We start from the raw sequence: 19,914 nt of genomic DNA on the forward strand, positions 1-19,914 counted from the left end.
ATCTCTGAAGGATTTCGTCATGTCTCGCGTCAAACGCGGTGTGACCGCCCACGCCAAGCACAAGAAAGTCTACAAGGCCGCCAAGGGCTTCTACGGCCGCCGCAAGAACACCATCCGCGCCGCCAAGCCGGCCGTCGAGAAGGCGATGCAGTACGCCTTCCGTGACCGCAAGCGCAAGAAGCGGACGTTCCGCGCGCTCTGGATCCAGCGCATCAACGCTGCCGTCCGTCCGTTCGGCATGACCTACAGCCGGTTTATCGACGGCATGGCCAAGTCCGGGATCACCGTGGACCGCAAGGTGCTGTCGGATCTGGCGGTCAACGAGCCCGCCGCGTTCCAGGCGATCGCCGAGAAGGCCAAAGCCGCGCTGGCGGCCTGATACCGGCGCAAGCCGTCCTCCACTGTGCTCTGCGCAGCATTCAGCTTGTGATGGCCCCGGGCAGCGGCGCTTCTTGCGCCTTGATGCCCCGGCCGTCTCTCGCGCAAACACTTCTCCGACGTGGAAGCCCGGCGCATTTACGCGAAGACGCGCTTCGCGCTTCTGGGCCGGGCGTAACGGGCTAGGATCATCGGCTCAGCATCCTGGCCAAAAGGGATTGCCATGACCGATCTTGCCCAGCTCCAAGCCCAGATCATCGCCGACATCGCCGCCGCCGCCGACGAGGGCGCGCTCGAAGCCGTGCGCGTCGCAGCCCTCGGCAAGAAGGGCTCGATCTCCGCGCTGCTCGCAACGCTCGGCAAGATGTCGCCGGACGAGCGCAAGTCGCAAGGCGCCGCGATCAACCAGGCCAAGGACGAAGTCACCCAGGCGCTCGCGGCAAGGCGCGACGTCCTGAAATCGGCGGCGCTCGATGCGCGGCTGGCGTCCGAGACCGTCGACGTCACGCTGCCGCTGCGCGAGGCTCAGGCCGAAGCCGGCCGCATCCATCCGCTGAGCCAGGTCTGGGACGAGCTGACCACGATCTTCGCCGACATGGGATTCTCGGTGGCCGAAGGTCCCGACATCGAGACCGACGATTACAACTTCACCAAGCTGAACTTCCCGGAAGGCCATCCCGCGCGCGAGATGCACGACACGTTCTTCTTCCATCCGAAGGAGGACGGCTCGCGCATGCTGCTGCGGACCCACACCTCGCCGGTGCAGGTGCGCACCATGCTGAGCCAGAAGCCGCCGATCCGCGTGATCTGCCCGGGCCGTACCTACCGCATCGATTCGGACGCGACCCACACGCCGCAATTCCACCAGGTCGAAGGCCTCGTCATCGACAAGACCTCGCATCTCGGCCACCTCAAATGGATCCTGCACGAGTTCTGCAAGGCGTTCTTCGAGGTCGACCACATCAACATGCGCTTCCGGCCCTCGTTCTTCCCATTCACCGAGCCGTCGCTGGAAGTCGACATCCAGTGCCGCCGCGACAAGGGCGAAATCCGCTTCGGCGAGGGCGAGGACTGGCTCGAGATCCTCGGCTGCGGCATGGTGCATCCGAACGTGCTGCGCGCCTGCGGCATCGATCCCGACGAGTACCAGGGCTTCGCCTGGGGCATGGGCATCGACCGCATCGCCATGCTGAAATACGGCATCGCCGATTTGCGCCAGCTGTTCGACAGCGACGTCCGCTGGCTGAGCCATTACGGCTTCAAGCCGCTCGAAATACCAACGCTTGCCGGAGGGCTGAGCTCGTGATGGCCGGCTGGGATACTATCGCTCCAGCCGCAAGCACGTTCGGACTCCCTCTCCCGCTTGCGGGGGAGGGTTGGGGTGGGGGTCTCTCCGCGATGGGGTTGCCAATGGTCGATCCTGAACATCCAGACTGGAAGGTCTCGAGCAAGCTGCGAGGCAATGCTCGCGCACTCAGGCGCGACTCAACTGATGCAGAGCGGATCCTCTGGTCGGAACTGCGCGGCCATCTATTGAACGGCGCGAGCTTCCGCCGCCAAGTGCCGATCGAACGCTACGTTGCTGATTTCATCTGCCACGCTGCCAAGCTCGTCGTCGAGCTCGATGGCGGCCAGCATTTTTCTGATGAAGGCGAGCGCGCCGACGCACGCCGCTCTGCCGCCATCGAAGCAAAGGGCTTCAAAATACTTCGCTTCAGCAATATCGATGTCATGACCAATCGTGGCGGCGTTCTCGAAACAATCGCGACTACCGTCGCGGAGAGAGCCCCCACCCCAGCCCTCCCCCGCAAGCGGGAGAGGGAGCAGACCGTCTCCGTGGAGAAGAAGCAGCCATGAAATTCACCCTCTCCTGGCTGAAGGATCATCTCGAGACTGACGAGCCGCTCGACAGGCTCGCCGAGAAGCTCACCATGATCGGGCTCGAGGTCGAGAGCATCGAGGACAAGGCGAAGGCGCTCAAGCCCTTCACCATTGCGAAGGTGATTTCCGCCGAGCAGCATCCGAATGCGGATCGTTTGCGCGTCTGCATGGTCGACACCGGCGACGGTGGCGCGCCGGTGCAGGTCGTGTGCGGCGCGCCGAATGCGCGTGCGGGTCTGGTCAGCGTGTTCTCGCCGCCCGGCACCTACATCCCCGGCAAGGACATCACGCTGGGCGTCGGCACCATCAGAGGCGTCGAGAGCCGCGGCATGCTGTGCTCGGCGGCCGAGCTGCAGATCTCCAACGATCATGACGGCATCATGGAATTGCCGGCGGACGCGCCCATTGGCGCTGGCTACGCCGAATGGGCCGCGCTCGGCGATCCCGTTGTCGAGATCAATTTGACGCCGAACCGGCAGGACTGCACCGGCGTGCACGGCATCGCGCGCGACCTCGCCGCCGCCGACATGGGCAAGTTCAAGGACCCGACCATCAAGCCGATCAAGGGCGAATTCCCCTGCCCGGTGAAGGTCACGGTCGAGGACACCTCGCTCTGTCCGGGCTTCGCGCTTCGCCTCGTGCGCGGGGTCAAGAACGGGCCGTCGCCGGAATGGCTGCAGAAGCGGCTGACCGCGATCGGCCTGCGCCCGATCAACGCGCTGGTCGACATCACCAACTTCATGACCTACGACCGCGCGCGTCCGCTGCACGTGTTCGACGCCAAGATGGTGAAGGGCGATCTCGTCGTACGCCGCGCGCGCGACGGCGAGAGCCTGCTGGCGCTCGACGGCCGCACCTACAATCTCGATCCCGCGATTTGCGTGATCGCGGACGAGCATGGCGTCGAATCGCTCGCCGGCATCATGGGCGGCGAGGCCTCGGGCTGCGACGAGACCACCACCGACGTGCTGATCGAATCGGCGCTGTGGAACGAGATCAACATCGCGCAGACCGGCCGCAAGCTCGGCATCAATTCCGATGCGCGCTACCGTTTCGAGCGCGGCGTCGATCCGGCCTTCATGGTGCCCGGCCTGGAGCTTGCGACGAAACTCGTGATGGAGATGTGCGGCGGCGCGCCGTCCGAGACCGTCGTGGTCGGCAAATCCTTCGGCGACGACCGCGTGATCGATTTCCCGGTCACCGAAGTGAAGCGCCTGTCCGGCATCGACGTGCCGCAAGCAGAGATGAAGCGCATCCTGACCCATCTCGGCTTCATGATGGCCGGCCCGGGGCCGGTCGTGAAGGTCGCTGTGCCGTCCTGGCGCTCCGACGTGCACGGCAAGGCCGACATCGTCGAGGAGATCGTCCGCATCTTCGGCGTCGACAAGGTTCCGATGACGCCGTTCGAGCGCGGCGAGGACGCGCGCAAGCCGGTGCTGACGCCGCTCCAGCTGCGCACGCGCCGGGCCAAGCGCGCGCTCGCGGGCCGCGGCATGGTGGAGGCGGTGACCTGGTCCTTCATCACCAAGAGCGCGGCACAGTTGTTCGGCGGCGGCCAGCGCGAACTCGAAGTCGCCAACCCGATCGCGTCAGATCTCTCCGACATGCGCCCGACGCTGCTTGCGGGCCTGATCGCGGCGGCTCAGGCGAACGCCAACCGCGGCGTGAACGATGTCGCGCTGTTCGAGGTTGGCCAGGTGTTCAAGGGCGATCGCCCGCAGGACCAGTTCATGGCCGCGAGCGGCGTCCGCCACGGCATTGCTTCGTCCGAAGGCCTGGGACGGCACTGGACCGGCTCGGCGCAGGCCGATGTTTTCGACGCCAAGGCTGATGCGCTGGCGGTGCTGGCAGCAAGCGGCGCGCCGATGCAGGCGCTGCAGATCGTGTCCGGTGGACCGTCCTGGCTGCATCCGGGCCGCTCCGGCACGATCCAGATCGGACCGCAGAACGTGCTCGGTTACTTCGGCGAGGTGCATCCGCGCGCGCTTGAAGCACTCGGCGCCGACGGCCCGCTTGTCGTATTCGAGGTGATCCTGGACCGTATCCCGGAGGCGAAGAAGAAGCCGACCCGCGCCAAGCCGCTGATCGAACTCTCGGCGTTCCAGCCCGTGTCGCGCGACTTCGCGTTCATCGTCGATCGCACCGTGAAGACGGGCGACATCGTGCGCGCCGCGCAAGGTGTCGACAAGAAGCTCATCACCGGCGTCAACGTCTTCGACGTCTATGAGGGCAAGGGCATCGACGAGGCCAAGAAATCGATCGCGATCGCGGTGACGCTCCAGCCGCGCGAGAAGACCCTGACCGATCAGGAGATCGACGCCGTGGCGGCGAAGATCGTCGCCGAGGTCACGAAGAAGACCGGCGGCACGCTCCGCGGATGACGCTCGCTGATTTCCTCCCCAAGGACGTCAGCCTCACCATCGCGATGGCGCTCTGCGCCGTCGCTTTCGTTTCGGGCACCGCCCGCGGCTTCTCCGGCTTCGGTTCGGCCCTGATCTTCATGCCGCTCGCGAGCAGCATCGCGGCGCCGCGACTCGTTGCGGCGCTCCTGCTCGTCATCGATTTCGTCTCGGCGGCGCCGCTGCTGCCGGACGCGTGGCGGAAGGCTGACCGCAAGGCCACCGCCGTGATCGTGCTGGGCGCGCTGGTCGGCGTCCCCGTCGGCACCTATTTCCTCAGCGTGCTCGAGCCCGTCACCACGCGCTGGATCATCTCCTGCTTCGTCACCGCGCTCCTGCTTCTGCTGCTGTCGGGCTGGCGCTATCGCGGCAAGGACCATTCCTGGCTCTCGGTCGGCATCGGCGGGCTCTCCGGCTTCTGCAGCGGCCTCGCGCAGACCGGCGGCCCGCCGATCGTCGGCTATTGGCTCGGCCGACCGATCGCGCCGATCGTCGCGCGCGCCAACATCGTGCTGTTCTTCGGCGCCTCTGATTTCTTCTCGATGATCAGTTACGCGACCACGGGCCTGATCAGCCGCGAATCGCTGGTGCTGTCGCTGATCGTTGGACCGGTCTATGCGATCGGCGTCGCCTTCGGCGCCTCGCTGTTCGGACGCGCGAGCGAAAAGGTGTTTCGCGGGATTTGCTACGGACTGATTGCGTTGGCGGTGATTTTTGGATTACCGGCGCTGGACGGGGTGTTGCGCCGATAATCTCCGCTGTTTTGAGGCGGAGTGCCCTACTGCCGCGGCACGCGCCGCTTCTTGGTCGATTGCGTCGGCACATCCGCCGGGTCGTCCTTGAGCGCGCCGATCTTGCGCAGGGCGGCATCCGCGGCCCGCTCGCCGCTTTCCCAGGCGCCGTCGACGGTGCCCCACAGCGTCTCATGGGTGGCTTCGCCGGCGAGGAACACATTGCCGATCGGCTCGGTCAGAATCTTTCGCGAGAGCTGACCGCCGGGTGACGCCGCCGACATCGCGCCCATCACGTAGGGCGAGGCGTTCCAGCGCGTGACGCTGGTCTTCTGCACGGCGGCCGCCGCCTCGCTGCCGAACAGCTTTGTGATCCATTCCCTGGCAAAGGCGACCATGGCCTTCTCGCCCTGCTCGGACAGCTCGCGGCCGAACGCGCCGCCGACATCGATGGAGCAGAGCGAGGATCCCCCGATATTGGCGAACATCAGCGCCGTGCGCGTCGAATTGCTCTGCTCGATCAGGCTGTCGTCGCGCGACAGGCCGAGCGGATTGCCCGGCAATTGCAGCATGATGCGATCGTAGCTGCCGAGGCCGAGTTTCGACGCCGCGTCCAGCGTGCGCTTGGGAATGTCGGGCGTGAACTTGATCGCGCCAGATGTCAGCACGTTGGTCGAGACCGTGACGATGACGGCACGCGCGGCGATCTTGCCCGCTTGCGTCTCCACACCGACGTCGCGGCTGCTCCAGGCTATGCGGCTCACCGGGCTCGACAGCACCACTGGCGCCTGCTCGCCGAGCTTGGTGATCAGCGTGCCCAAGCCCTGACGGCAGGCGATCGCCGCGTTGCGGTCCTGCGCGCGGCCCTTGTCGATCGCGGACAGTTCCTTCAGATCCTTGCCGGCGAAGCTCGCGCCCAGCATGAACTCGGCCGCGCCCGCCCAGTCGCCGAGATCCTTCGGCAGCACGGACGCGCAGGAAGTATCGAGCTTGCCCCGCGCCGCCTCGTCGATGGCGCGGTTGGCGCGCACCAGCGCCGCCAGGAACTGCTCGGTCTCGCCCGCACGCGCGTTGCGGCGGCCGATACGCATCTTCTGGCCGGACGGCGCCGGCAGCACGTCGAGCCCGGCGCTGCGCGCCAGCCGGATCATCGGATTGGTGTCGGGATTGTGCATCCAGCGCGCACCGCGGTCGAACGGCGTGTCGAAGGTCGTGCTGTCGGTGATACAGCGGCCGCCAATTTGCGATGCCGCTTCCACCACGACGACCTTGCGGCCCGTCGCCATGATGCGCCGCGCCGCGGCGATGCCCGCAGCCCCCGCCCCGACCACGACGATGTCGGCCTCGCGCGGCAAGGGCGCGGCGCTTGCGCGCAGGACCGGCATCGCGGCAAGGCCCGCCGACGCGACAAGGAAACCGCGGCGCGTGATTGTCATGTCATGGTTTCCGAGGACTTGCGGCAAACGGGAACAGTCAGCGAACCTTGCCGCATCTGATGTTGCACGGCAACCATCATGGTGAATCAATCGTGCTTGACCTCACGGTTTGATGAACCGAATGGCAACACGTTTCGACCATGATAGAGAAGGGAAAAAGACGGTCGGAAAAGGCCGTGGGGGGAGTTTGAAATGGGGACGGTCCTAGATTCAGTCGGCAAGTTGATTGCCGCGTACCTCTCCAAGGAGGTGCCCGGCTACGAGCCGTTCACGCCAAGCGACCCCGAGCACCTGCGCGGCGTCATCGAGCCCGGCGACGTGCTGCTGGTCGAGGGCAACAACCGCATCTCCGGCATCATCAAATATCTGACCCAGTCGACCTGGTCGCATGCCGCGCTCTATGTCGGTCCGGTCGAAGGCGCCGCGGAGCCCGATGGCGAGCCGCACGTGCTGATCGAGGCCAATATCGGCGAAGGCGTCACCTCGGCGCCGCTGTCGAAATATTTCCCGTATCATACCCGCGTCTGCCGCCCGGTCGGGCTGTCCTATGAGGATCGCACCACGGTCTGCCGCTATGCGATCAACCGCATCGGCTTCGGCTACGACACCAAGAACATCGTCGACCTCATGCGCTTCCTGTTTCCGCTGCCGGTGCCGCAGCGCTGGCGGCGACGCATGATCGCGATCGGCTCGGGCGATCCGACCAAGATCATCTGTTCGGCGCTGATCGCGCAGGCCTTCGACGCCGTGCGCTACCCGATCCTGCCGAAGATCACCAAGGCCGGAAGCCGCGCCGCCCGCCGCGAGATCCTGCACATCCGCGATTCCTCGCTCTACATGCCCCGCGACTTCGACATCTCGCCCTATTTCGAAGTCGTCAAACCCACCATCGTGCACGGGTTCGACTACACCGCTCTGCACTGGGCCGACAAGCAGAAGCCGCTCGAGGAGGTAGCGGGCACATTCAGTGTGTTTCCAGAAACGATCAGTGCGCCGCCGCTCGTTCCTGAAGCGGTTGACCAAGAGGCGCCGGATGAGATTCCGGCTGAGCAAGTGAGTGCGGATGTTGCAGTGGCCGGAAGCATCACTGCTTCCGAGCATGTCCCGCTGCTGAAGAAGCTGACGATGTACCGCCCGCGTCGGCGTGGCCGCGCAAGAGAGAAAGCGGCATAACCACTGCGGTCCCTCCGTTCGCAGGCACGACACCGAGTGTGTTGCGGGACTTCTCCTCACGAACCGTCATTGCGATGGGCGTAGCGACGAAGCTGCGCTCGCGACAGCGGTGAAAACCTACCGCTCCGCCCGTCCGATCACCGCCATCAGCTCCGCGATCTTCTCGCGCTGGTCGGCCTTGTCGCCGCTCGCGATGGCGTGCTCGACGCAATGGGCGACGTGATCCTTCAGGACTTCCTCCTCGACCCGGCGCAGCGCGGCACGCACCGCCGAAATCTGCGTCACGATGTCGATGCAGTAGCGGTCCTTCTCTACCATTTTCGAGAGACCGCGAACCTGGCCCTCGATCCGGCCCAGGCGTTTTCCGACAGATGCCTTGATGTCCTTGCGCATGAGGTCTATATACCCCTACCGGGTATGGGTTGCAAGGCCCGATACAAACCAGGCACAAGGGCCGGAGCATGGCAATGAACAACAACGAGCACGGGCATCATCACGACACGGACAAGCCTTCCGGATGCGGTTGTTCGAGCAAGGCGGCGCCGGCCGCCAAGCCCGCGACCTCCTCGTGCTGCGGGGGTCACGGCGATCATTCCGGCCATGCCCATCATCACACCCATGACCGCGGTGACGCCTTGACTGGAGTCAAGGACCCCGTCTGCGGCATGAGCGTCGATCCCGCGACCTCGAAGCACCGCTTTGACCATCACGGCGAGACCTTTCATTTCTGCTCGGCCGGCTGCCGCACCAAGTTCGCCGCCGATCCCGCCAAATATCTCGCCAAGGAGAAGGCGCCCGAACCCGAGATGCCCGCGGGCACGATCTACACCTGCCCGATGCACCCCGAGATCCGCCAGGTCGGTCCCGGCAGTTGCCCGATCTGCGGCATGGCGCTGGAGCCGGAAGTCGCGAGCCTGGAGAGCGGACCCAACCCCGAGCTCGCCGACATGACACGGCGGTTCTGGATCGGCGGCGCGCTGGCGCTGCCGGCCGTGGTGCTGGAGATGGGAGGCCATCTCGCGGGTCCCCACAACTGGATCGACGCGACGCTCTCGAACTGGATTCAGCTCGTCTTCGCCACGCCGGTGGTGCTGTGGGCCGGCTGGCCGTTCTTCGTCCGCGGCTGGCAATCGCTGCTGACGCGCAACCTCAACATGTTCACGCTGATCGCGATGGGCACGGGCGTTGCCTATGTCTACAGCGTCCTCGGCACCGTCACGCCGCAGATCTTCCCTGCGACGTTCCGTGGCCATGAAGGCGCGGTTGCCGTCTATTTCGAGGCGGCCGCCGTCATCACCGTGCTGGTGCTGCTCGGCCAGGTGCTGGAGCTGCGCGCGCGTGACGCGACCTCGGGCGCGATCAAGGCGCTGCTGCAGCTCGCGCCGAAGACCGCGCGCCGCGTCGATGCCGATGGCAGCGAGCACGAGGTCGAGATCGATACGCTTCATGCCGGCGACCGCTTGCGCGTTCGTCCCGGCGAGAAGGTGCCGGTCGACGGCATCATCCTGGAGGGGCGCTCCTCGCTCGACGAATCCCTGGTGACGGGCGAGTCCATGCCGGTCACCAAGGAAGCCGGCGCCAAGGTCATTGCAGGCACGCTGAACCAGTCGGGCAGCTTCGTGATGCGCGCCGACAAGGTCGGCCGCGAGACGCTGCTGTCGCAGATCGTGCAGATGGTCGCGGACGCGCAGCGCTCGCGCGCGCCGATCCAGCGCCTCGCCGATCAGGTCGCCGGCTGGTTCGTGCCCACCGTGATCGTCGTCGCTCTCGTCGCGTTCGGCGCATGGGCCTGGTTCGGACCGGAGCCGCGGCTGGCCTTCGGCCTCGTTGCCGCCGTCAGCGTGCTGATCATCGCCTGCCCCTGCGCGCTGGGGCTCGCGACCCCGATGTCGATCATGGTCGGGGTCGGCCGCGGTGCGCAGGGCGGCGTGCTGATCAAGAACGCCGAGGCACTGGAGCGGATGGAGAAGATCGACACGCTGGTGGTCGACAAGACGGGCACGCTGACCGAGGGCAAGCCCAAGGTTGTCGCGATCGTGCCGGCCGCCGGCTTTGCGGAAGATGACATCGTGCGGCTCGCGGCTAGCGTCGAGCGCGCCAGCGAGCATCCTTTGGCTGACGCGATCATGCGCGCGGCCAAGGAGAAGCAGCTCGCGCTCGGCCAGGTCGAGCACTTCGACTCGCCGACCGGCAAGGGCGCCACCGGCAAGGTCGACGGCAAGACCATCGCGCTCGGCAACGCCAGATATCTCGCCTCGATCGGAATCGACACGACAGCGCTCGACGCCGAGGCCGAGCGGCTGCGGCAGGACGGCGCGACCGTGATCAACATGGCCGTCGACGGTGCGCTTGCCGGCCTGTTCGCGATCGCTGATCCGGTCAAGGCCTCGACCCCGGAGGCGCTGAAGGCGCTGGCGGCCGAAGGCATCAAGGTGATCATGCTGACCGGCGACAACCGCACCACGGCGGAAGCGGTGGCGCGCCGGCTCGGCATCGCCGAGGTCGAGGCCGAGGTGCTGCCCGACCAGAAGAGCGCCGTGGTGACCAAGCTGCAAAAGGCCGGCCGCGTCGTCGCGATGGCCGGCGACGGCGTCAACGACGCGCCGGCGCTGGCCGCCGCTGAAGTCGGCATCGCCATGGGCACCGGCACGGATGTCGCGATGGAGAGCGCCGGCGTCACACTGCTCAAGGGCGATCTCACCGGCATCGTCCGCGCGCGAAAACTGTCGCAGGCGACCATGAGCAACATCCGGCAAAACCTGTTCTTCGCCTTCATCTACAATGCCGCCGGCATCCCGATCGCGGCCGGCATCCTCTATCCCGCCTTCGGCCTGTTGCTCTCGCCGATCATCGCCGCGGCGGCGATGGCGCTGTCCTCGGTGAGCGTGGTCGGCAATGCGCTGCGCCTGCGTGCGACGCGGCTGTAGGGATGGCTGCGTAGCCTGGATGGAGCGCAAGCGAAATCCGGGGGCCTGCCCTCATATTGGCACCGCCCCGGATTGCGCTTCGCTCCATCCGGGCTACGGTTCAGGGGACACAGGCGGGAGCAGCATCTGATGCAGCGAATTACGATCACGATCGAGGACGATCTGCTGGCGGAGATCGACGCGGCGGCGGAGGCGCGCGGCTACCAGAATCGCTCCGAGATCATCCGCGACCTCGCCCGCGCCGGCCTGCAGCAGAGCACCGAGGACACCGCGCAAACAGGCCAATGCGTCGCCGGCCTCGTCTATGTCTACGACCACGCCGCCCGCGATCTGTCGAAACGTCTGGTGCAGGAATTCCACGGCCATCACGACCTCGCGCTGGCGACCCTGCACGTCCATCTCGACGACAACAATTGCATGGAGATGACGGCGCTGAAGGGCGCTGCCGACGAGGTCAAGCATTTCGCCGACCACATCATCGCCGAACGCGGCGTGCGCTACGGCCGCGTCGTGATGATCCCGACCGGGGAGCGGAAGCCGGCGAAGGCGCGGAAACACGGGCACCGGCATGAATAGGCCGGAACGAGTGTGCGGGCAGTGCAAACCCTCTCCCCCTTGTGGGAGAAGGGAAGACAGCCGCTCTCCCTTGCCGAAGCCGCAATCGGTGTCTACCTCTCGCGGGTGATTTCGTGAAAGGGTCTCCCATGCTGGATGCCGCCGTGAAGGCGCTGTCGCAAATGATGTCGCCGCCGATGCGCTCGATCCTGTGGCGGTCGATTGGGCTCGCGCTGGTGCTGATCATCGTGCTGGCGATCGGCCTGCAGCGGCTGCTCAGCTGGTTCGCGACCTCCGGCGAGGCCTGGCTGGAAGGCCTGCTCGGGCCGGGCTGGCATACGTCACTCGACGTCCTGTCCTGGATCGTCTCGATCGCGGCGGGCCTCGGCGTCGTGTTCGGCGGCATCTTCCTGATGCCCGCGATCACCTCGCTGGTGGCGAGCCTGTTCGTCGACGACGTCGCCGATGTCGTGGAGCGCGAGCATTATCCGGCCGAGCAGCCGGGCCTCGCGCTACCCTTCAACCAGGCGATCTTCGAAGGCATCAAGACCGCGCTGCTGACGATCTTGGTCTACCTGATCGCGCTGCCGCTGGTGCTGTTCGCCGGCGCCGGCTTTCTGATCTTCTTCCTCGCCGCGGCCTGGCTGCTCGGCCGCGAATATTTCGAGCTCGCGGCGATGCGCTTCCGCTCGCCGGAGGAAGCCAAGGCGATGCGGCGCGACAATGCCGCGACCATCTTCACCGCCGGCCTGTTCATCGCCGCCTTCGTCTCGATCCCGATCGTCAATCTGGCGACGCCGATCTTCGGCATGGCCTTCATGGTCCACATGCACAAGCGGCTGTCAGGCCCGCGGCCGGAGCTGATCGAACCGGCGCGGCAGATGCGCTAACGGCGCCGTCTCACACCGTCTTCTCCGGCCACCGGCACAGATCGTTGATCAGGCAGACCTCGCAGCGCGGCTTGCGCGCGAGGCAGGTATAGCGGCCGTGCAGGATCAGCCAATGATGGGCATGCAGCATGAACTCGGCCGGGATGACCTTCTGGAGACCGAGCTCGACCTCCAGCGGCGTCTTGCCGGGCGCCAGCGCCGTGCGGTTGCCGACGCGGAAGACATGCGTGTCGACCGCCATGGTGTGCTCGCCGAAGGCCATGTTGAGCACGACGTTGGCGGTCTTGCGGCCGGCGCCGGGCAGCGACTCGATCTCGGCGCGGGTGCGCGGCACTTCGCCGCCGAACTCGCTGAGCAGCTTTGCCGACAGCGCGATCACGTTTTTCGCCTTGGTGCGGTAGAGGCCGATGGTCTTGATGTAGTCGCGCAGGCGTTCCTCGCCGAGATCGAGCATCTTCTGCGGAGTGTCGGCGATTTCGAACAAGGCGCGCGTCGCCTTGTTGACGCCGGCATCGGTCGCCTGCGCCGACAGCACCACGGCGACCAGCAGCGTGAACGGATTGACGTGCTCGAGCTCGCCCTTCGGTTCCGGGTTGGCCTTGCGGAAACGGCTGAAGACCTCGCGGACCTCGGCGGGCGTCCAGGGTCTGATCGCTTTGAGTGATTTTTTCGCTGGAGCCGATCTCTCGGCGGGCTTGGGCTTCGCGACGGCGGCCTTTGCCTTTTTCGGCGCGGCGGCCTTGCGCGGGACCGGCTTGCGGGTGATTTTCGCCATGATCGGGATATACTGACGGACGATGAGCACAGGCAACGAAATTGAGCGCAGCGATCCTGATCCGCGCGACGTGCAGATCTTCTCCGCGCTGCTGACGCCGCACCGCTCGCTGAACCGCACCGGCTTCCTCGCCGTAATGCTGTTCGTGAGCGCGGTCAGCTTCGTCACCGGCCTCGTCTTCCTGATGATGGGCGCCTGGCCGGTGTTCGGTTTCTTCGGCCTCGACGTTCTCGTGATCTGGTGGGCCTTCAAGGCCAATTTCCGCGCCGCGCGGGCCAGCGAGCAGATCGTGATCACGCCCTCGGAGCTGCGCGTGCGCCGCGTCAGTCACCGCGGTCAGGTTGCCGAATGGACGTTCAACCCGCTCTGGGTCCGGCTCGACCAGGAGATCGACGAGGAATACGGCATCGAGCACCTCTATCTGATCTCTCGCGGCAGCCGGCTGCGCATCGCCGGCTTTCTCGGGCCGGAGGAAAAGGCAAGTTTTTACAATGCCTTGGTCGGCGCCCTGAATGCCGCCCGACGCGGCCCGACCTACAATCCGGTGACCTGAAGCGCAGTCAGAAATCGGGTGGTTTCCGACCCGTCCCTCTCCTACATTTCCGGCCATGATGACACTCGCCATACATGACCAGCGCCTGACCAAGCCGGGCCCCCAGCACGCCGCGTTGCGCGACTATGATTCGGTGCGCCGGGCGATCGCCTTCATCTCGGAGAACTGGCGCGCACAGCCGACCATCGAGGCGATGGCCGATGCGGCCGGCGTCACGCCGGATGAGCTGCACCATCTGTTCCGCCGCTGGGCCTCGATCACACCAAAGGCCTTCATGCAGGCGCTGACGCTCGACCACGCCAAGGGCCTGCTGCGGGACTCCGCGAGCATTCTCGACGCCGCGCTCGATTCCGGCCTGTCGGGCCCGGGCCGGCTGCACGATCTCTTCGTCACGCACGAAGCGATGTCGCCGGGCGAGTGGAAGAACGGCGGCGCCGGCCTCACCCTGCGCTACGGCTTCCATCCCTCGCCGTTCGGCACGGCGATCGTGATCGCCACCGATCGCGGCCTGTCGGGCCTTGCCTTCGCCGACCACGGCGACGAGAAGATCGCGCTCGCCGACATGACGCGGCGCTGGCCGAATGCCACCTATGTCGAAGACCACGAAGGCACCGCGCCGCTTGCGGCACGCATCTTCGACACCAGGCTGTGGCGGCCGGACCAGCCGCTGCGCGTGGTGATGATCGGCACCGACTTCGAGGTGCGGGTATGGGAGACGCTCTTGAAGATCCCGATGGGCCGCGCGGTGTCCTATTCGGACATCGCGTGCAACATCAACAGCCCCAAGGCCTCGCGCGCCGTTGGTGCTGCGGTCGGCAAGAACCCGGTCTCGTTCGTCGTGCCCTGCCACCGCGCGCTCGGCAAGAGCGGCACGCTCACCGGCTATCATTGGGGCATCACGCGCAAGCAGGCGATGCTGGGCTGGGAAGCCGGGCAGCTCGGGATGCAGTAGCGGAATTCGTAGGGTGGGTTAGCCGTAGGCGTAACCCACCTCTTATGCTTCCGCGGCGGCAGAGATGGTCGGTTACGCCAGCGACTGCGCTTCGCGCAGCCACTGTCTAACCCACCCTACGGGACTGTTCTCAGCCCGCCAGATCCAGCTTCGACGCCACGGTCGAATCCGCGTTGAGCCGATAGATGATCGGCACGCCGGTCGCGAGCTCACGCTTCAAGATGCCTTCGGGCGAGAGCTTCTCCAGCACCATGATCAGCGCGCGCAGCGAATTGCCGTGGGCGGCGACCAGGGTGCGCTTGCCGTTGAGCACGCCGGGCAGGATCTCCTGCACGTAATAGGGCAGCGCGCGCGCGAGCGTGTCCTTCAGGCTTTCGCCGCCGGGCGGCGGCACGTCGTAGGAGCGGCGCCAGATCAGCACCTGATCCTCACCCCATTTCTTGCGGGCGTCGTCCTTGTTGAGGCCGGAGAGATCGCCGTAGTCGCGCTCGTTCAGCGCGAGGTTCTTCGAAGTCGGCAAGCCCTTCTGGCCGAGCTCGCCGAGGATGATATCGAGCGTGTGTTGCGCGCGCGTCAGCACCGAGGTGAAGGCCACGTCGAACACGAGACCCTGCGCCTTCAGCTTGCGGCCGGCTTCGGTGGCTTCCTTCACGCCGAGCTCGGTGAGGTCAGGATCCTTCCAGCCGGTGAACAGGTTCTTCAGATTCCATTCGCTCTGGCCGTGGCGCACGAGCACGAGAAGACGTTCGCTCATTGACTGCTTTCCGTTGCTGATTGTCGACTAGATATCGGCAAGGCCGAGCACGTCGGCCATGGAGTAATGCCCCGGCGCCTTGCCATGCGCCCACAGCGCCGCCTTCAGCGCGCCATGGGCGAACAGCATGCGGTCCTCGGCCTGATGCGTCAGCGTCAGTCGCTCGAACGGACCGAGGAAGGTCACGCTGTGGTCGCCGGCGACGGTGCCGCCGCGTAATGAGGCGAAACCGATATTGCCAGGCCTGCGCGCGCCGGTGATGCCGTCGCGGCCACGCTCGGAATGCTCATCGAGCGTGACGCCGCGGCCGCTGGCGGCGGCCTGGCCCAGCATCAGCGCCGTGCCGGAGGGTGCATCGACCTTCATGCGGTGATGGGTCTCGACGATCTCGATGTCGAAACCCTGGTCGAGCGCCTTGGCGACGCGCTTGACCACGGCGGCGAGCAGGTTGACGCCAAGGCTCATATTGCCCGACTGCACCACGACGGCACGGTTGGTGACGCTCTTGATCACGGCGTTGTCGGAGCCCGACAGCCCGGTGGTGCCGACGACATGGACGATGCCGCGCTCGGCGGCGATTGCGACATTGGCGATGGTGGCGGCAGGGACGGTAAAATCGAGGATACCGTCGGCCTCCTTCGACATTGCCCAGAGATCGGCCGAGAGCTTGATGCCGTTAGCGGGCAGCCCTGCGAGCACCCCGGCATCCTTGCCGAGCAGCTCCGAGCCCGGGGCCTCCAGCGCGCCGGCCAGCACCGCGCCTTTGCTCTCGGCAATCGCCCGCACCAGCGCGCGGCCCATCCGGCCGCCGGCTCCAGCAACAATCAAGCGCATGTCGGACATGGTGTGATCCTCTTCGCCGCCGTTGTAGCGGGGGGAGGCAGTTCCGGCAACCGAGGGGCTTGGGAGGCACGCGCTCGCTTACCCTCCCCTGGAGGGGAGGGTAAGTGAGATCGCGCCTCAGCCGTCCTGCGGCTGCGGGCCGTCATAGCCCTCGATGATGATGAGATCGGCGACCGAGTGCGGCTGGCGCACCTTGATGTTGGCCTGGTATTCCGGCGAATTGTAGCAGGCGATCGCGGTCTCGTAGTCCGGGAATTCGATCACGACGTTGCGGGTGCGGCTGGCGCCTTCGACGGTGGTGAACTTGCCGCCGCGGACGACGAAGCGGCCGCCCCATTTCTTGAAGATCGGACCGTTGGCGACGGCGTAGGGCTTGTAGCCCTCGTCACTGCTCACGTCGACGCGCCCGATCCAGTAGCCCTTTGCCATTGTTCTTCTCCCTGTGTTGTTGATCAGCCCAGCGCCTGCGCGATCTCGGCCTGAATGGCGTCTGCGACGGCCCTGGGATCAGCGGCTTCCACGACCGGACGCCCGACGACGAGATAATCGGCGCCGGCGGCGATCGCGCGGCCCGGCGTCATGATGCGCTTCTGGTCGCCGGTCGACGAGCCGGCGGGCCGGATGCCCGGTGTGACGAGGCACATCTGGTGGCCGACGATCTTGCGGAGCGCTGCAGCTTCCTCCGGCGAGGACACCAGCCCGTCGACGCCAAGCACCTGCGCCTGCTGCGCGCGCGCCTCGACCAGCTCGGACACGCCGAGCCGGAAACCTGCCGCATGCAGATCGTCGTCGTTGTAGGAGGTCAGCACCGTGACCGCGAGGATCTTCAGGCTCGAATTGCCGCGGCCTTCGACCGCGCCCTTCATGGTCTGCGGATAGGCGTGCACGGTCAGGAAGGTGGCGCCGAGCCTGGTGATGCTCTCGACGCCTTGCGTCACGGTGTTCCCGATGTCGTGCAGCTTGAGATCGAGAAAGACCTTCTTGCCCTTGTCGGTGAGCTTGCCGACCAGCGGCAATCCGCCGGCATAAGCGAGGCGATAGCCGATCTTGTAGAAGGTGACGCTGTCGCCGAGACGGTTGATCGTCGCCTCCGCGGCATCGACGCTGGGCAGATCGAGCGCGACGATCAGGCGGTCTTTTGGAGCGATCTCGGCTGGCGTCATGTCACCTCACATCATGCGTTGGGAAATGTCGATCAATTGCGCGACGAGCTCCTTCAACGCGGCGATGTCGCCCTCGTTCTTGAGCCTGTCCATATCGTCATAGGCCTGGTCGGCAAAGCCGAGCGTGAGCTGACTGGCAATCACATTGGCGTGGCAGGAGGTCAGGATCAGCCGCAGCGCCTGCAGTGCGCGCGCCGCGCCGAGCCGGCTCTGTGACGCCCCGGCAAGCGCGAAGGCGCGGTTGCGAAACACGTCGCCGCGCGCCTCATTCAGCTCGTGCACGCGGCTGACCCAGTCGATCGCGTTCTTGAGCAGCGGCGGCACCGAGGCGTTGTATTCGGGCGTGACGAACAGCACGCCATGATGAGCGCCGATCATGCGTTTGAGGTTGATCGCGTGCTTGGGCACGCCGGATTTGGCCTGGAGATCGCCGTCATAGATCGGCAGCGGAAAATCGGCGAGCGAGATGCGGGTGACGTCGACGCCGGCCCGGGCAAATTCATAGGCGATGACCGCCGCCAGCTTCGCATTGTGCGAGCCGGTGCGCAGCGAGCCGGGAATGACCAGGATTTTCGGTGCAGACATCCACTTCCATACGTTCGGCGAAACGAGCCCGCCGCGCATAGAAGGAAGCCGGCGGAATTAGTCCTTGCGATACACCCAGACGCGGGCCGGCGGAAGGTTCATCCAGATCCGTTCCGAAGCCTCTGTGGACACGCCGGGCAGCGATTTCGGGATCGGCGGCACCACCGCATAGGTGAACTGGACGAAGGGCGCGCCGGGCGCCAGCGCCGTGAAGGCATCGCGGATCAGCCGCAGCCGCGTCAGCATCGGCTTTGTCACGAGCGGCAGGCCGGAGACGACCGCGCTGGCTGGCGCGCTCAGCACGTTCCAGAGCGTGTCGCGCAGGCGATAGGCATCGCCCTGCACCACCTTGGCCTGCGGATAGCGGTCGCGCAGCAGCGCGCAGAAGCCGGGATTGTATTCGACGAGAACGAGGCGCTTCTGGTCGACGCCGCGCTCGACCAGCGCGGATGTGATGGCACCGGTGCCGGGCCCGAGCTCGACCACGGGCGCGTCCGAATCGACATCGACGTAATGGGCCATGGTCCGGGCCAACAGCTTGCCCGACGGCATCACCGCACCCATGTGCAGCGGCTTTTCGATCCACGATCTGAGAAAGCGCACCTCGTCGTCAAGACGAGGCTTCTTCAACGCACGCGCGGACGATGGCAATGGCATGTCTGGACCGGACGGGACCGCAGGACCGCGGCGTGTCAGAAAATGGTCATAAAGACGTATAGGCCGAAGGCGGTACGGTCAAGCCGAGTCAACTCGCCCGATTACCGAAGAAATCCTTGACCTTGGCGAAGAAACCCTCGGATTCCGGCTGGGTGTTGCCGCTTGACAGCTTTTCGAACTCGGCCAGCAATTCCTGCTGCTTCTTGGTGAGGTTCTGCGGGGTCTCGACCACGACCTGAACATACATGTCGCCCATCTGGCGCGACCGCAGCACCGGCATGCCTTTTGATGCAATGCGGAATCGGCGGTTGGACTGGGTCCCGGCCGGCACCTTCACCTTGGCCTTGCTGTTCTCGATGGTCGGCACCTCGAATTCGCCGCCGAGGGCGGCCGTCACCATCGAGATCGGCACACGGCAATGCAGATCGGCGCCGTCGCGCTGGAAGAACTGGTGCTGGGCCAGCGACAGGAAGATGTAGAGGTCGCCGGGCGGACCGCCGCGGACTCCCGCTTCGCCTTCGCCGGCGAGCCTGATCCTGGTGCCGTCCTCGACACCGGGAGGAATGTTGACCGACAGATTGCGCTCGCGGGTGACGCGGCCCTGGCCCGAGCAGGACGGGCAGGCATCCTCGATCATCTGGCCGCGGCCCTGGCAGCCCGGACAGGTCCGCTCCAGCGTGAAGAAGCCCTGCGACTGCCGCACGCGGCCGGCGCCGCCGCAGGTCGAGCAGGTCTTCGGCTTGGTTCCGGCCTTGGCGCCGATGCCCGAGCAGGCCTCGCAGGTGACCGAGACCGGAATCTCGATCTGCGCGGTCTTGCCGCCAAAGGCTTCCTCGAGCGTGATTTCCATGTTGTAGCGCAGGTCGGCGCCGCGCTCGCGGCCACCGCGGCCGCGCTGCCCGGCCATGCCGAACAAATCTTCGAAAATGTCGGAGAAGGACGACGCGAAGCCCGCACCGAACCCGGCGCCGCCACCGCCCTGCTCGAAAGCGGCATGACCGTAGCGGTCATAGGCGGCGCGCTTGTCCTTGTCTTTCAGGACCTCGTAGGCCTCGTTGATTTCCTTGAACTTGACTTCGCTGGTGTCGTCCCCGGGATTACGGTCGGGGTGGAACTTCATCGCCAGCTTGCGAAACGACGATTTCAGCTTGCCTTCGTCGGCATCACGTTCGACTTCGAGAGTCTCGTAGTAACAGCGCTTGGTGGACGTGGACATGATGAGCTCGGTCTATCCAATCGCGAATCAAGTCGGAGCGAAACGA

Annotated in this window: 21 protein-coding genes; 11 read left to right on the forward strand and 10 right to left on the reverse strand. The window is 65.9% G+C overall.

Annotated elements, in window-relative coordinates; all coding sequences use genetic code 11:
- The first annotated feature begins 19 nt into the window (after nt 1–19).
- From rplT to ML401_RS00685, 5 genes are all read left to right on the forward strand, one after another.
- Nucleotides 20–379 carry a 50S ribosomal protein L20 gene (gene rplT, locus ML401_RS00665; RefSeq protein WP_194405215.1) on the forward strand — a complete coding sequence of 120 codons (360 nt, stop codon included), beginning with the start codon at nt 20–22 and terminating at the stop codon, nt 377–379.
- Between the two features lie 222 nt (nt 380–601).
- Nucleotides 602–1,684 carry a phenylalanine--tRNA ligase subunit alpha gene (gene pheS / locus ML401_RS00670; RefSeq protein ID WP_285809082.1) on the forward strand — a complete coding sequence of 361 codons (1,083 nt, stop codon included), beginning with the start codon at nt 602–604 and terminating at the stop codon, nt 1,682–1,684.
- 104 nt (nt 1,685–1,788) lie between these two features.
- Entirely contained in the window at nt 1,789–2,235 is a 447-nt protein-coding gene (locus ML401_RS00675) for an endonuclease domain-containing protein (RefSeq protein WP_285809084.1), read from the forward strand.
- Nucleotides 2,232–4,640 (forward strand): phenylalanine--tRNA ligase subunit beta, encoded by a 2,409-nt coding sequence (gene pheT / locus ML401_RS00680; protein WP_285809085.1) that lies wholly within the window; start codon nt 2,232–2,234, stop codon nt 4,638–4,640. Before ML401_RS00675 ends, pheT begins: the two co-directional genes overlap by 4 nt.
- Complete coding sequence (locus tag ML401_RS00685; RefSeq protein ID WP_194405219.1) at nt 4,637–5,410, forward strand: sulfite exporter TauE/SafE family protein; 774 nt, start codon at nt 4,637–4,639, stop codon at nt 5,408–5,410. Before pheT ends, ML401_RS00685 begins: the two co-directional genes overlap by 4 nt.
- A 26-nt stretch (nt 5,411–5,436) precedes the next feature.
- On the opposite strand, the gene ML401_RS00690 is transcribed toward ML401_RS00685, so the two are convergent.
- Nucleotides 5,437–6,825, reverse strand: a complete 1,389-nt coding sequence (locus tag ML401_RS00690; protein WP_285809087.1) for an NAD(P)/FAD-dependent oxidoreductase — start codon at nt 6,823–6,825, stop codon at nt 5,437–5,439.
- A gap of 192 nt (nt 6,826–7,017) precedes the next feature.
- Between ML401_RS00690 and ML401_RS00695 the strand changes: the two genes are divergently transcribed.
- On the forward strand, nt 7,018–7,998 hold the full coding sequence (locus ML401_RS00695; protein ID WP_259218280.1) for a YiiX/YebB-like N1pC/P60 family cysteine hydrolase: 981 nt from the start codon (nt 7,018–7,020) through the stop codon (nt 7,996–7,998).
- 117 nt (nt 7,999–8,115) lie between these two features.
- Here the strand turns inward: ML401_RS00695 and ML401_RS00700 are convergent, their stop codons facing one another.
- Nucleotides 8,116–8,391: a metal-sensitive transcriptional regulator gene (locus ML401_RS00700; RefSeq protein ID WP_285809090.1), complete on the reverse strand. Its 276-nt coding sequence runs from the start codon at nt 8,389–8,391 to the stop codon at nt 8,116–8,118.
- 74 nt (nt 8,392–8,465) lie between these two features.
- On the opposite strand from ML401_RS00700, the gene ML401_RS00705 reads away from it, so the two are divergent.
- The 3 genes from ML401_RS00705 to ML401_RS00715 all read left to right on the forward strand — a co-directional run bounded on the left by ML401_RS00705 (nt 8,466) and on the right by ML401_RS00715 (nt 12,370).
- The gene (locus tag ML401_RS00705) at nt 8,466–10,925 is read left to right on the forward strand and encodes a heavy metal translocating P-type ATPase (RefSeq protein WP_285809092.1); all 2,460 of its coding nucleotides are present in this window, start codon (nt 8,466–8,468) and stop codon (nt 10,923–10,925) included.
- Nucleotides 10,926–11,054: 129 nt separating this feature from the next.
- Nucleotides 11,055–11,501, forward strand: a complete 447-nt coding sequence (gene nikR, locus ML401_RS00710) for a nickel-responsive transcriptional regulator NikR (protein WP_211415242.1) — start codon at nt 11,055–11,057, stop codon at nt 11,499–11,501.
- Nucleotides 11,502–11,629: 128 nt separating this feature from the next.
- Entirely contained in the window at nt 11,630–12,370 is a 741-nt protein-coding gene (locus ML401_RS00715; RefSeq protein ID WP_285809093.1) for a sulfate transporter family protein, read from the forward strand.
- A 10-nt stretch (nt 12,371–12,380) separates the two neighbouring features.
- Here ML401_RS00715 and nth read toward each other — a convergent pair whose 3' ends face one another.
- On the reverse strand, nt 12,381–13,145 hold the full coding sequence (nth, locus tag ML401_RS00720; protein ID WP_259218283.1) for an endonuclease III: 765 nt from the start codon (nt 13,143–13,145) through the stop codon (nt 12,381–12,383).
- Nucleotides 13,146–13,167: 22 nt separating this feature from the next.
- On the opposite strand from nth, the gene ML401_RS00725 reads away from it, so the two are divergent.
- Together ML401_RS00725 and ML401_RS00730 are read left to right on the forward strand one after the other, a co-directional pair.
- Nucleotides 13,168–13,698, forward strand: coding sequence for a DUF2244 domain-containing protein (locus ML401_RS00725; protein ID WP_259218284.1), 531 nt, complete (start codon nt 13,168–13,170; stop codon nt 13,696–13,698).
- Between the two features lie 55 nt (nt 13,699–13,753).
- Complete coding sequence (locus ML401_RS00730; RefSeq protein WP_211415238.1) at nt 13,754–14,650, forward strand: bifunctional helix-turn-helix domain-containing protein/methylated-DNA--[protein]-cysteine S-methyltransferase; 897 nt, start codon at nt 13,754–13,756, stop codon at nt 14,648–14,650.
- Nucleotides 14,651–14,780: 130 nt separating this feature from the next.
- On the opposite strand, the gene ML401_RS00735 is transcribed toward ML401_RS00730, so the two are convergent.
- The 7 genes from ML401_RS00735 to dnaJ form a co-directional block, all read right to left on the reverse strand.
- Complete coding sequence (locus tag ML401_RS00735; protein ID WP_194405228.1) at nt 14,781–15,404, reverse strand: 2,3-bisphosphoglycerate-dependent phosphoglycerate mutase; 624 nt, start codon at nt 15,402–15,404, stop codon at nt 14,781–14,783.
- A 27-nt stretch (nt 15,405–15,431) separates the two neighbouring features.
- Nucleotides 15,432–16,247, reverse strand: a complete 816-nt coding sequence (dapB, locus tag ML401_RS00740) for a 4-hydroxy-tetrahydrodipicolinate reductase (protein ID WP_211415236.1) — start codon at nt 16,245–16,247, stop codon at nt 15,432–15,434.
- 117 nt (nt 16,248–16,364) lie between these two features.
- Nucleotides 16,365–16,676, reverse strand: a complete 312-nt coding sequence (locus ML401_RS00745; RefSeq protein ID WP_194405230.1) for a DUF1330 domain-containing protein — start codon at nt 16,674–16,676, stop codon at nt 16,365–16,367.
- A gap of 23 nt (nt 16,677–16,699) precedes the next feature.
- Nucleotides 16,700–17,410 (reverse strand): orotidine-5'-phosphate decarboxylase, encoded by a 711-nt coding sequence (gene pyrF, locus ML401_RS00750; protein WP_285809096.1) that lies wholly within the window; start codon nt 17,408–17,410, stop codon nt 16,700–16,702.
- 6 nt (nt 17,411–17,416) lie between these two features.
- Complete coding sequence (locus ML401_RS00755; RefSeq protein WP_194405232.1) at nt 17,417–17,995, reverse strand: NADPH-dependent FMN reductase; 579 nt, start codon at nt 17,993–17,995, stop codon at nt 17,417–17,419.
- Nucleotides 17,996–18,052: 57 nt separating this feature from the next.
- On the reverse strand, nt 18,053–18,652 hold the full coding sequence (locus ML401_RS00760; protein WP_027534962.1) for a class I SAM-dependent methyltransferase: 600 nt from the start codon (nt 18,650–18,652) through the stop codon (nt 18,053–18,055).
- Between the two features lie 88 nt (nt 18,653–18,740).
- Complete coding sequence (gene dnaJ / locus ML401_RS00765) at nt 18,741–19,868, reverse strand: molecular chaperone DnaJ (RefSeq protein ID WP_211415232.1); 1,128 nt, start codon at nt 19,866–19,868, stop codon at nt 18,741–18,743.
- Between the last annotated feature and the right edge of the window lie 46 nt (nt 19,869–19,914).

This window comes from Bradyrhizobium sp. 62B, from assembly GCF_030272265.2.
Classification (GTDB): Bacteria; Pseudomonadota; Alphaproteobacteria; order Rhizobiales; family Xanthobacteraceae; genus Bradyrhizobium.